This window comes from Methylobacterium sp. E-041 (assembly GCF_022829665.1).
Lineage (GTDB): Bacteria > Pseudomonadota > Alphaproteobacteria > Rhizobiales > Beijerinckiaceae > Methylobacterium.
Genome location: NZ_JAKSYQ010000293.1, coordinates 1 through 10265, shown reverse-complemented (window position 1 = coordinate 10265; position 10265 = coordinate 1). Strand labels below are relative to the sequence as shown.

The window sequence follows — 10265 nt, the reverse complement described above, 5'->3', positions numbered from 1 at the left end:
CCTCGATTGCCCGACGCGGGATGTCGACGACATGGCATGCGGAGATCGTAGCAATGTTGTGGTCCATCTGGTCGAGGATGAACACGTTGAGGTCGCAGAAGTCCCCTGGAACCATAAGCGCCATGATCTGGCGTTTACCGTCCGGGAGCACCTTGTAGCGGCAAGCGAGGCCATCAAGGATCAGATGGACGTTCTCGGGTTCGTCGCCTTCTCGAACCAAATCGACCCGTGCAGCGACCTGCCGGATGCGTGGCGCCAAGCCATCCAGGGCCCGGCGATCGTCATCCGATAGGTCCTCGAAGCCTTCCAGCTTCCGGGTCAGTACCTGCTGCATCACACCTCGGGAGGGTTCGACCGCAGCGACCCTACGTCGGATTTCCGACATTTCAAATCGTCATTTGATGATAAATTTGCCTAACGTCCGCGTTTTCCCTAGAAGCCGCGCATCGTTTGCAATCTTTCGGGCGCACACGGCTGAGGGTTCGTGCCCCCGCCCTTCTCGGGACGGCCCGTGACACAGCTTGGACAGGCCTCGTGCCGCAATCGTTTGCTCGCCGGACTACCACCATCCGACTTCGATCTGCTTCGGGGCCGGCTCGCCCCAAAAAAGCTCGCTGTGGGCGACGTGCTGATCCAGACGGATACCCCAATCACCAGGTTGTATTTTATTGAACGCGGCATCGTCTCGCTCGTCGCGCAAGCCTCCGACGGCGAACAGGCTGAAATCGGGCTTGTTGGCTGCGAGGGCCTAGTCGGAACTCCGCTTCTGCTTAGCTGCGATCAAGCCCCCTATGATGGCCGGGTGCAGAATGCGGGATTAGCCTGGGTAATGTCCGCCTCGAGTTTCCGCGACATCTTACCCAGATCCTCACCTTTAGGTGAACGGTTACTTCGATATGTGCAGACCGTCACTGCGCAAATGGCCGGAACAGCGCTAGCCAACGCACGCTACACGCTGGCAGCCCGTCTCGCCCGCTGGCTGCTGATGTGCCACGATCGGGTTGAGGGTAATGACCTGTCGACGACCCACCGCTTCCTTTCGCTGATGCTCGGCGTTAACCGTACCGGCGTCAGCGAGGCGATGGCGGTTCTGGAACGGGCCGGGGTCATCGCAACGAAGCGTGGGACCATCACCATCAAGGACCGCGAGCACCTGCTTGCTCAAGCGGGCGCCTCCTATGGAATGCCGGAAGCCGAGTATGATCGGCTTCTCGGCCCTACTACGTCGATCGCAACGCCCTGATCGGTTCCCTTGAACCTGCCGATCAGTTGAAGGGCTGTGCAGTAGGTGTTGCTGCCAGAACAACCGCGCCGGCCCGATCCGATTGAGGACTGGCGGGTTCTAACGGCCTTACTCCTCTATGATGGCGATGAGTGAGAACGAACCGGCGAGCGCAAATGTGCCTGCCACGAGAAGCACAATTAGGAGCATGGGTGAAGCCACAGCCTTCAAACAGCGACGCTTCCTCAACCCGTGAGGTCGATCACGGTTGTGCCTGGGGGACTGCTAGAAACGGCAATAGACGCCCTCGATCAAAACCCGCCGTCATCCCCGGCGGTGTCGCTGTCGCTGTCACCGAACAGCCAATCGAGCGCTCCGGCTCCGACATCGCCGGCTACATCCCGCTGCAGCTCATTCATGCGCGTTTCGGCATGCTCGGCCCACACCTCAGCGAACCACCGGCGCGCAAGCGCATCCAGAGCGTTGTCGGTGAGGAGCGGTCCACTTTGATGCGGCATCTGACGGCTTTTTAGACGGTTGGACGGTTCGGCCCCGCCCCGATCTGCTCACGGGGCGTGGGAACCCCGGATCTCACCAGCGGGGCCGATACGCAACCTGGCCCTGGCGCGAGTTAGCAATGGCAGGGTTAGAAGCACGTCACCGGCACGAGTGCCAAGGTGTGTCGGAACGGGCCGATCAGTGGCGTCAAGCCGTCTCGGCAGCCTTCTTCCGGCTTTTGGCCTTCCCGATGCGGGTCTTAGGAGCTTCGGAGATCGTCTCTCCCGTATCAGCAGCCTTGGGAGCCGCCTTGCGCCGCTGCTGGCCAAGGCCGAGTGAACGCGCCAGTTCGGAGCGCTGTGCCGAGTAGTTGGCCGTCGTCATAGGGTAGTCGGCCGGCAGGCCGTACTTCGTCCGGTAGGCTTCGGGGGTCAGACCCCGCAGGGTCAGGTGCCTGCGCAGCGTCTTGTAGGATTTGCCGTCCTCGAAGCTGATCAGCGCGTCCGGCGTGACCGATTTCTTGATCTGCGCCGGAGTCGGCTTCTCAGGGCCGGAAGGCTCGTCTGTCGCTTCGGTGATGAGGCCTGTCAGGGCGGCATGCACCTTTACAATCAGCACGCCCAGCTCGGAGACAGGCACGTTGTTGTTTGAGACGTAGGCGGCGACGAGATTGGCCGCCAGCTCGATGGTGTTGGTCGCCGGTACGTGTTCGAGGTCGTCCATCATGTCTCCGTACGATTTACCTAGGTACCTATCTCCGGCGCCATACGAAACACAAGTTTGTTTAATAGGCTGATTTAACCTTCTGCGCCCTATGAAACGGCATCAGTGCTCGTTGACGTGCGGCGCCCGCCCACTCGTCGGCCGACAGTTCCGGGCCGGTGACGCAGAGCACGCCGTTGGTGACGATGCCGAGGCCATCGGCGACCCAGGCCCGCCCGTCCTCAACGTGGATGTCAGGCCCGATGCCTGGCGGCCTATCGGTGAAGATCATGGTCGGCGCGCCTTCGTAGCGACCACTCTCGATGCGGGAGAGGCGACGGCGGAGATCCCCGGTGCTCAATGGAAGCTCCCGTCGCGAGGCTCGTGAACGGCAGTCCATTCGTCGGCCGTCAGGACCGGCGCCCGCAAGGTGAGAACGGGGCCGGACCGGGTGGCGCGACCATCAGCAACCCAGGTCCGCCAGTCCATCACGGCCTCCGCGGTGACGCTCTCGGGATAGCCGCCGAGGTTGCAGATCGCGGTAATGCGGCCGGTGCTCTGGCTGCTCTCGATCCGGTCGAGACGACGGCGGAAGGCATTGGTCGTCATGGCCGTTCATTGCCTCCTGGCAGGGGTGATGCGCGAAGGATGAGAAGCGGCCAGCCGAGCCGGTATGTGCCCGCGACCATGTGCTCAGCGATCTGCCGGTCGCGACCGTCGTCACTCTGCGTCCTGATGAGGATTGCGGACATCGGACGCTCACCGTGCCATTGCTTTGTCTCGATCTGGCGAAGGCGGGAGCGGAGGTTGATCGTCATGGGATCAGTCCCTCACGTTGCAGCACGCCGACTGCCCATTCGGCCTGTGCCTCGTCGGGAGCCTTCAGCCAAGCGATGAGGTTCCTGAAGCTCGTCGTCGGTGAGACGGTGCGTGCCGGGCTGCCTGTTGCGGTAACGACCCTCGACCTTGGCAAGCCGTGCTTCAGTGGTAGCGCGCATCGGAGCCTCCCGCGTCTTCTTCGATCAGAATGGCGAGAGCCGTATCTTCGGCATCGCCGGTTCCGCGCAGGTGCTGGGCCGTGAGGCCGAGACTGCCGTGCTTCGCTCTAAGATCGCCGTGGGCAGCCCGGACGACGCCGTAGAGTTGAGCATCGCTGGCATCGGCGATGTCGCCGGAGAACCCGTGGTCGACCTCGATCTTCGCGAGGCGACGGCTGAAGGTCGGATGCGTCATCGCGGAGACCCTTCTTCAAGGCGGGCAAGCCGCTCGTGGATGTCCGTAACTTCGATCGCACGAACATGAGCGTCCACGGCCTTGCCGATGTCGGCAGCCTCGGACGGGGTGAGTTCGCCAACTGCAATGGCTTGCAGCAGAGCGTGCGTGGCCTTCGGCAGGTCGGCCGTGGTGTCGATCGCCGGCAGGTCGAACTGGACGTGGCGGTCCCTCCGAACCGGTGCGAGGCGGTCCATGCAGAGCCGTAGCGCTGGGCCATCACCATCCAGGGCGAGTTCGATGGCCCTACGGGTCAACGCCTCAGCCTCGCCGTCCAGGATGGCTTCGATCGCCAGCGCGGTCTTGTTGCGAGCCCCCTTCGGGCGCCCAGCCGGATTGCCGGGGTTGTTCTCGCCGAAGGGTCTGCCCCTGGCCGTCATTGATCCACCTCAGAATGGCTTGCGGTAAATATCGCGGGGATACCGCGTCCCGCCGGCCGAACAGACTGAATATAGCAACGGCTAAGAGTTTTCACGATGCGGGCTCCGATGGTGCCCCCATTGGTGCGAGGGCCAGCGTCTCGGCGCTCTCAGCGAAGGCGTAGAGCGTGGCGACTGCGGCCTGCTTCCGCACGTCGGTCGAACCGGGCGCAGTCTCCATCGTGATCGCAGCGGTGCGAGCGGCGTGGATGGTAGCGCGGAGGCCGGCGTTGTCGGCGGCGCGTTCGTTTGGGCTCGTGGCTGGACCTCGTCGAGACCTGCGACAGTACGGCAGGCTCGGACCATGCAGAGGGTCTTGAAACAAGCGCTCATGCGACCCAGGACGATGATGTATTTCCGAATCATTCTCGGATAAGATAAGGTCGATTTGGCCTTAATTTTGTAAAAACTATCAAATTTGTGAGTTGAACCAAAAATTATAAGGCACTTAGCCCTACCTATTTGCATGCATAAGTAGAAGAAAATGACTCGGATTTTGTCTGAAGAATTTACGGCGCCAACTTTCGATTTGACCGGTCCTGGAGTGGGAAGTAGTCTTTCTGTCGCAAGGGCTGAATTTTGGAAGGGTATACCCGCACTCGTTGACTCTAAGGTTCGACTTGCACACGAAAAAGGTGCGGAGGCCCACCCCCCCGTAATCGAGTATCTGCGCGACTTGGAGATCATCGCTCGCTCAGAATGCGAGTCCCGCGAAACTGTACAGATTATCGCCTCCGGTCGGCGGCTGCTCGGAGACAAGACCGAGATTGCCCCAGGCAACGGCCCATTCAGTCGGACCTGAGCAGAGGCAAAGCTCGCGAGCGGGTTCATCGGGCTACCGTCCGAAAATGCGCAGCGCGATCCGCCCCATTTCCGTGGACGATCCCGATCTCGGCCAGGACTTGGGCTGGAACCTTCGTCCGCGGGTCGTCAGGGCGGCACGCCGATCGACGCCATGCGCGACAAGCTCGTGGTGGCGGGCTTCATCCGACCCGACGATGCGAACGGCGCCATCGCCCGTGACATCCGCGGCGAGGTGATGGAAGCGCTCCGGGCCGAGCGCCAGGGCCGCCGACATACCGCTATGCCGACGAGGGGCGCGCTGCGGCTCCGAACCGTGAGGCGGTCCGCATCGCCGAGGAAAACGCCGAGCACGCCGCCTCGGTGGATCGCCAAGCGCGGCGAATGGAAATCGATTTCGAAGGCATGGGGCTCGCGCCGCGCGACCTCAACCGCGCCACGTTGCGCGATGCGGCCGAGCGCATGGTGTTGGGCCATACCGATGACCATGTGACGGCCTACGAACAGGCCGCTGCCCGGCGCGGCGAGACAGTCCAGCCGGAGAGGTGCCTCCCTCCCGCGCTTTCGATGATGCGCCCTTCCCCGAGATTGGACAGGGCACCCGCGTTGCGACCTCGGACGCGCTACCGATCGGCGACACGGCGCCGGCTATGGCGTTGCGTGAGGCTCGGGGTCTGTTCCGCGAACACAAGCAGGCTTTCAGCCCGCGCGGACCTGGTGACGATGCCGGCCGGCTGATGCGCAAGATCGTGGAGCAAGACGCGACGCCAACAGAGGTGGCGACGGGCCTATTCGGGTCGATGCCCCGGTTCGGTGAGACCGGCTTGTCGGTACGGTTCGCGACCCGCCTACGGGAGGCGCTGTGGGATGACAGCCCGGTCCTCGATGCCGTGCAGCAAGGGCTCATTGCCCGCGCAATCGACGGCAACGGAGCCGGCGATGTCGGGAGGCGCCTCGACACGCTGCTACGGGGTAACGGGCGGGAGGCGGCTAACGCCATCTTTACGCAGGAACAGCGGCGCGGCCTCGGGGCGTTCCGGGCGGCGCTGCATCAGGCCGAGCAGGCGCACCAGGCGTTGCCCTCCTGGATCTCCGACCTTTCTCGCTCGGGCTTCGATCCAAACGCGGTTGCGACGAGTCTGTTCGGTTCGGGCGTGCCGGGGTCTCGGGTCGGCTCTGCCAACTTCGCGCGGGGGCTGAAAGGCTTCCTCGGCGAGGGCAGCGAGGAATGGTCCGGCATGCGGCAAGCCGCGATCCAGAACCTTACCCAGCCGAGCGGCCGCACCCTGACCGCGACACAGGAGGCCGACCGCGTGGCCGACTTCGTGAGCGGTAAGGGGGCGGCGCTGGCCCGTGAGATGTTCGGGGGCGAGGAACTGGCCCGGCTCACGCGCTATGCGGCTGCGCTGCGCGCCACGGTGCTGCCGAGCGGTATCGGATCGCTGACGGCGGAACAGGGGCGCACGATCGCGGCGAACCTCCTGAACGGCCTCCTCGGCGCCATCGCGTTCAAGTCCGGTCTTCCGACGGCAGCTGCGGCACCATTCACGGTGAAGGCAGGGCAACGCATCGTGATCGGCGGTCCTGGCGCCTTTGGTGCGTCGCGGTCGTTCGGGGGCGGTGCGCCTCGGGTCGTGCCGGACACACCCGAGCATTTCCAGCGCCTCGGGCAGGGCGCCGGCAGGGCGGCTGGGCTCCTGTCGGACGACAGGGTTCCGTCGGGGCGCTAGACGAACAGCGTCCACACCATGCCGGCGAAGAACGCCGAACAACCAATCATCGGGGCGAGCCGGGCGCGCATCGGCTGCCCCCCTGCAACGATCTGGAACATGCGCATTCGTTGCTGCCTAGCTTAGGCTGGCGGCTGTAGGATGCATTCTGGCTAGTTCGCCGTTCGGTGCGGCGAGTCGCGAATTCAGGCAGCCGGACGAGCACAGTCTCGACCGTCACGGCCACTATCACAGCCGCGATGGCTCTACCGTCCACCAGCCAGCACATACCCGTGACGGGTCGAAGCCCGAAGGAGCCTCGGCCCGCTGTCGTGATGATACCTGGAGCTTCAGCCACACTCATCGCGGGACATGCTCACGGCACGGCGGGGTGGCGAGTTGGGTTAGATGAGAGGAGCTAGCAGTGGAAATCAGGCGCTTGGTACCCGCTCTTCATGTACGCAACGTCTGGGAAGCAATCATACCGATGTGCGCTTAGAGATGGTAGGAGCGTTCGCTAAGGACGCGCGCCATGCCTAGGAACGAAGTTTTTCGACACGAGCAGCACCGTGTCGCGGTCGGAATGGTACTGGCTGTGATCATTACGGCCATCATGCTGAGTCTTGCCGCTTTCTGGGACCCTGAGAAGACCCTCGTGGTGCCCGTTGCTGAGCGTTTGCAGACCGCCTTGCGCACGGATGTGTTCGTCATCGGCTGGCTTGCCGCCGCAATCGCGAATGTGGCACGGCTAAGGTTCTTTTCGATTAAGGGCATTGCGGGAAGCAGCGCCGGATCAGGATCTCAATCAGTGCGGGATGCCGTCGCGATCCTACAGAACACAACAGAACAGGTCGTTTTAGCCGTCCTGACGCACTTGGTCTTCGCCGCCGTCGTGGGCCACCCTACGGCGATCCTAATGACGCTTGCTGCAATGTTCTGCGTAGGGCGCACGTTATTTTGGGTCGGTTACAAACGTGGTGCTAGAGGGCGTGCGCTTGGCTTTGCCCTCACGTTCTATCCGACGGTTACGGCGCTCGGTATTTCGGCAGCCATGCTTCTGCTAGGAAGGTCTGGTTAGAAATGAGGACAGCCCTAGCAGAAGGTCTCAGGCCCTAGCTTTTGACTACTAGCTCTTTAGCCCCTTGTTGCAAACCGAGTAGTACCCGCCGCCCTTCTCGATCCACTTCTTGCCGCCGTTGCCGGCGTCACCGGCAGCAGCCTTGTTGGCGTTGTACTGATCCAAGCAGGTGTGCATCCGACCCTTACCGGCCGACTCGCTCGCGTACTTGGGATCGACCGCTCTCGGGAACACAGCGGACCCCGTCACCGAAGACCGCGGTGTCGGTGCCGATCTCGTTGCTGTCGTGGTGGGCGCCGGGGCCGGGGCTGCGGGCGAAGCTGCGTTCGGTGAGAATGGGTTCGCGGTGGGGGTTGTGGGCGTGTCAGCTGGTGCCCCGCACTCAGCCTTCCGGAAGTCGTTCCACTTCTGCCCGTTCAGCGTGCCAGCCTGCTTGGCGGCTTGGTACTTCACGGAACAGTCCTTGGCGGATAGCGCCAAAGCTGGCGAGGCCAGCATGGCCGCACCAGAGGCAAGCGACAGGACGAATCGTGCGAAGCGAGCCATGCGAGGGATCTCCGGACCGAAACATGTGCGGTCGATGTCATCCCAAGGTGGCCCGCCGCTGCCTGTCCGGCAACCTGCTCACGCGGTCGCAGAACACGTGGGAGCACCAGGGGCAGGCATAGACAGAGTGTCGGGGTTCAAAACACCCATTCCCCGATCATAGATTTACCGACACGTTTTCCCGACAGGTTTGACCCGGCTAGAGGCGCGAAATCGGACCGCCCGTCAGTCTGACGGTAAAACGGTCGGATATCCGACACATCGCTCAGGTTGCTATCGACCCTTCTCGGACCCTGGGAAGGTCCGCTTCGTGGCAGGTTGGCGGAGGATGACCTACGTCTGGGTCGGGTGGATTTCTGCCGGTCCGCTATCGCGAGGTGCAAGACAAAAAGCGGACGTCCAAGGATTGAACATCGTGGGTTGTGAGAGTGGCTTCACCCTTTAGGATTGCGAGATGGCTAGCCCATCGACCAATGTCGCTGCGATGGTATCAGCAAGGACCGCAAGGGCTTCACCCCCTGTAGGGATAGGCACCCTTCCGTCGAGTACGAGCGTGCCGAAGCCATGCACGAGTGACCACGCGGTGAGTGCGTGTGTTCCCAGAGGGTCGCTTCGCAACCGGCTTGAGGATACTCCCTCCGCGATCAGGTCCTGCAAAACCTTGAATGCGCGCTCGCCCGCTGCTTGGAACGCGTCGTCATCACAGCCGGCCAGTTCGGCGCTGAACATCAGTCGGTAGCGCGCCGGATAGGTCACGGCATATGCGACGTAAGATTTGGCCGTCGCGCGGATGCCGGCTGCGACATCCTCCACATCGACCGCGGCGAGGTCTCGCTGGAGCGTAGCGGCGAGATCGTCGAAGCCGCGTGCGGCGATCGCGGCCAGCAGGGCACGGCGGTCCGCGAAGTGGTTGTAGGGCGCGTTGTGGCTCACCCCAGCAACCCGCGCGACCTCACGCAGGGTGAACGGCTTCCCTGATTGATCGGTAAGCAGCCGCTCTGCCACGGCGATCAGGGCGCTGCGCAAATCCCCATGATGGTAGTTCGTCTTCGGCTCGGCGTTGGGCATGGCCAACTCCTGCCGGAACATATTGGCGCCGTCAACATTGGGTGCATGTAGACACCGTCAACACGCCAGCTCGGAGCCTCCACCATGTACCATGCCATCGTGAAGCGCATCGCCCGCAAGAACTTCCTGCGGGTGAACCAGAAGGACTTCGACGCCATTCTGAGCGCCTGTGTTCCTGGAATCCACCACCAGTTCGGCGGTGCTCACGCGCTCGGCGGTAAGCGCCATGATCGCGAGGCCCTGGGCCGATGGTTCGGCCGCCTCGGCCGCCTTTGCCCTCACCTTACGCTGACCGTGGACGACATCTGGGTGAAAGGGTTGCCGCACAACACCACGGTGATCGTCCGCTGGTCGGCCACGGATACCCTGCCGGACGGCTCCCCCTATCGAAACCGCGGTGTTCACATCATCAAGATGAGTTGGGGCAAGGTCTTCGATATCGACGCACACGAGGACTCGCAGGCAGTCGCACAGAGCATGACGAAGCAGGCAGCGCTCGGCATTGAGGAAGCGACGGCGGCACAGATCCTGAGTTGATACCAAACGATCGGTGCAGCTTCCATTCGGAAGACCGACCTATGAGTGAGATCGCAACGGTGCCGTCCGTTGAACGCCGGACTCGAACAAGGCCACTGACGCCAACTGGGTTCGAGCGCCTGTTGGCCTACGGCTCGGTCGCGTTGCTCGCCATCGTCCTCGTTGCCTTGCTGCGCGGCTACAGCGACTGGGGAGATGTGCCTCTTTGTCCGTCGTCAGATGATTTGGGACATTCAGCGGTGTTCAGGAGCGGAGGCTCTGGTCCATCTGGGGTGAGAGGTTAGGCAGCCTGCGCGTGGTGGCGCAAGCGGCGATCCATCAGGGTCTGGCGCTTGATGCGTTCCCGCTCGGCCAGGATCCCTTCGCCGCGTCCGAAGTAGACGTCGGCGGGCGTGAGGTTGCTCAGGCTCTCA

16 protein-coding genes are annotated in these 10265 nt (G+C 63.0%); 5 read left to right on the top strand and 11 right to left on the bottom strand.

Annotated elements, in window-relative coordinates; translation table 11 throughout:
• Positions 1-334 (bottom strand): Crp/Fnr family transcriptional regulator (locus MKK70_RS27940; RefSeq protein WP_243951226.1); only part of this gene is annotated, 334 nt, incomplete at its 3' end.
• 282 nt (positions 335-616) lie between these two features.
• Here MKK70_RS27940 and MKK70_RS27935 point away from each other — a divergent pair.
• On the top strand, positions 617-1243 hold the full coding sequence (locus MKK70_RS27935) for a Crp/Fnr family transcriptional regulator (protein WP_243951224.1): 627 nt from the start codon (positions 617-619) through the stop codon (positions 1241-1243).
• Between the two features lie 290 nt (positions 1244-1533).
• On the opposite strand, the gene MKK70_RS27930 is transcribed toward MKK70_RS27935, so the two are convergent.
• From MKK70_RS27930 to MKK70_RS27895, 8 genes are all read right to left on the bottom strand, one after another.
• The gene (locus MKK70_RS27930; RefSeq protein WP_243951222.1) at positions 1534-1740 is read right to left on the bottom strand and encodes a hypothetical protein; all 207 of its coding nucleotides are present in this window, start codon (positions 1738-1740) and stop codon (positions 1534-1536) included.
• Between the two features lie 187 nt (positions 1741-1927).
• On the bottom strand, positions 1928-2443 hold the full coding sequence (locus tag MKK70_RS27925; RefSeq protein WP_409568335.1) for a MucR family transcriptional regulator: 516 nt from the start codon (positions 2441-2443) through the stop codon (positions 1928-1930).
• Between the two features lie 61 nt (positions 2444-2504).
• Positions 2505-2714 carry a hypothetical protein gene (locus MKK70_RS27920; RefSeq protein ID WP_243932363.1) on the bottom strand — a complete coding sequence of 70 codons (210 nt, stop codon included), beginning with the start codon at positions 2712-2714 and terminating at the stop codon, positions 2505-2507.
• A gap of 65 nt (positions 2715-2779) precedes the next feature.
• Positions 2780-3031 (bottom strand): hypothetical protein, encoded by a 252-nt coding sequence (locus MKK70_RS27915; protein WP_243932362.1) that lies wholly within the window; start codon positions 3029-3031, stop codon positions 2780-2782.
• Complete coding sequence (locus MKK70_RS27910; RefSeq protein WP_243932361.1) at positions 3028-3240, bottom strand: hypothetical protein; 213 nt, start codon at positions 3238-3240, stop codon at positions 3028-3030. Before MKK70_RS27910 ends, MKK70_RS27915 begins: the two co-directional genes overlap by 4 nt.
• A 163-nt stretch (positions 3241-3403) precedes the next feature.
• Positions 3404-3655, bottom strand: coding sequence for a hypothetical protein (locus MKK70_RS27905; protein WP_243932360.1), 252 nt, complete (start codon positions 3653-3655; stop codon positions 3404-3406).
• Positions 3652-4074 carry a DUF5681 domain-containing protein gene (locus MKK70_RS27900; RefSeq protein WP_243951217.1) on the bottom strand — a complete coding sequence of 141 codons (423 nt, stop codon included), beginning with the start codon at positions 4072-4074 and terminating at the stop codon, positions 3652-3654. The genes MKK70_RS27905 and MKK70_RS27900 overlap by 4 nt, the downstream gene beginning before the upstream one ends.
• Before the next feature lie 969 nt (positions 4075-5043).
• Positions 5044-5403 carry a hypothetical protein gene (locus MKK70_RS27895; protein ID WP_243951215.1) on the bottom strand — a complete coding sequence of 120 codons (360 nt, stop codon included), beginning with the start codon at positions 5401-5403 and terminating at the stop codon, positions 5044-5046.
• Between the two features lie 248 nt (positions 5404-5651).
• Between MKK70_RS27895 and MKK70_RS27890 the strand changes: the two genes are divergently transcribed.
• The 3 genes from MKK70_RS27890 to MKK70_RS27880 all read left to right on the top strand — a co-directional run bounded on the left by MKK70_RS27890 (position 5652) and on the right by MKK70_RS27880 (position 7701).
• Complete coding sequence (locus MKK70_RS27890; protein ID WP_243951214.1) at positions 5652-6644, top strand: hypothetical protein; 993 nt, start codon at positions 5652-5654, stop codon at positions 6642-6644.
• A gap of 127 nt (positions 6645-6771) precedes the next feature.
• Positions 6772-7035 carry a DUF3761 domain-containing protein gene (locus tag MKK70_RS27885; RefSeq protein WP_279603831.1) on the top strand — a complete coding sequence of 88 codons (264 nt, stop codon included), beginning with the start codon at positions 6772-6774 and terminating at the stop codon, positions 7033-7035.
• A 120-nt stretch (positions 7036-7155) separates the two neighbouring features.
• On the top strand, positions 7156-7701 hold the full coding sequence (locus MKK70_RS27880) for an MAPEG family protein (RefSeq protein ID WP_243951212.1): 546 nt from the start codon (positions 7156-7158) through the stop codon (positions 7699-7701).
• A gap of 48 nt (positions 7702-7749) precedes the next feature.
• Here the strand turns inward: MKK70_RS27880 and MKK70_RS27875 are convergent, their stop codons facing one another.
• Positions 7750-8247: a hypothetical protein gene (locus MKK70_RS27875; RefSeq protein ID WP_243951210.1), complete on the bottom strand. Its 498-nt coding sequence runs from the start codon at positions 8245-8247 to the stop codon at positions 7750-7752.
• A 441-nt stretch (positions 8248-8688) separates the two neighbouring features.
• Positions 8689-9315, bottom strand: coding sequence for a TetR/AcrR family transcriptional regulator (locus tag MKK70_RS27870; RefSeq protein WP_243951208.1), 627 nt, complete (start codon positions 9313-9315; stop codon positions 8689-8691).
• Between the two features lie 84 nt (positions 9316-9399).
• Between MKK70_RS27870 and MKK70_RS27865 the strand changes: the two genes are divergently transcribed.
• Positions 9400-9852: a nuclear transport factor 2 family protein gene (locus MKK70_RS27865; RefSeq protein ID WP_243951206.1), complete on the top strand. Its 453-nt coding sequence runs from the start codon at positions 9400-9402 to the stop codon at positions 9850-9852.
• Positions 9853-10265: the final 413 nt, after the last annotated feature.

Bases quoted from the DNA above. Each gene is read 5' to 3' on its own strand.
- MKK70_RS27930 (WP_243951222.1), bottom strand. From the start codon at position 1,740: ATGCCGCATCAAAGTGGACCGCTCCTCACCGACAACGCTCTGGATGCG.
- MKK70_RS27925 (WP_409568335.1), bottom strand. From the start codon at position 2,443: ATGGACGACCTCGAACACGTACCGGCGACCAACACCATCGAGCTGGCG.
- MKK70_RS27920 (WP_243932363.1), bottom strand. From the start codon at position 2,714: ATGATCTTCACCGATAGGCCGCCAGGCATCGGGCCTGACATCCACGTT.
- MKK70_RS27915 (WP_243932362.1), bottom strand. From the start codon at position 3,031: ATGACGACCAATGCCTTCCGCCGTCGTCTCGACCGGATCGAGAGCAGC.
- MKK70_RS27910 (WP_243932361.1), bottom strand. From the start codon at position 3,240: ATGACGATCAACCTCCGCTCCCGCCTTCGCCAGATCGAGACAAAGCAA.
- MKK70_RS27905 (WP_243932360.1), bottom strand. From the start codon at position 3,655: ATGACGCATCCGACCTTCAGCCGTCGCCTCGCGAAGATCGAGGTCGAC.
- MKK70_RS27900 (WP_243951217.1), bottom strand. From the start codon at position 4,074: ATGACGGCCAGGGGCAGACCCTTCGGCGAGAACAACCCCGGCAATCCG.
- MKK70_RS27895 (WP_243951215.1), bottom strand. From the start codon at position 5,403: ATGGTCATCGGTATGGCCCAACACCATGCGCTCGGCCGCATCGCGCAA.
- MKK70_RS27890 (WP_243951214.1), top strand. From the start codon at position 5,652: ATGCGCAAGATCGTGGAGCAAGACGCGACGCCAACAGAGGTGGCGACG.
- MKK70_RS27880 (WP_243951212.1), top strand. From the start codon at position 7,156: ATGCCTAGGAACGAAGTTTTTCGACACGAGCAGCACCGTGTCGCGGTC.
- MKK70_RS27875 (WP_243951210.1), bottom strand. From the start codon at position 8,247: ATGGCTCGCTTCGCACGATTCGTCCTGTCGCTTGCCTCTGGTGCGGCC.
- MKK70_RS27870 (WP_243951208.1), bottom strand. From the start codon at position 9,315: ATGCCCAACGCCGAGCCGAAGACGAACTACCATCATGGGGATTTGCGC.
- MKK70_RS27865 (WP_243951206.1), top strand. From the start codon at position 9,400: ATGTACCATGCCATCGTGAAGCGCATCGCCCGCAAGAACTTCCTGCGG.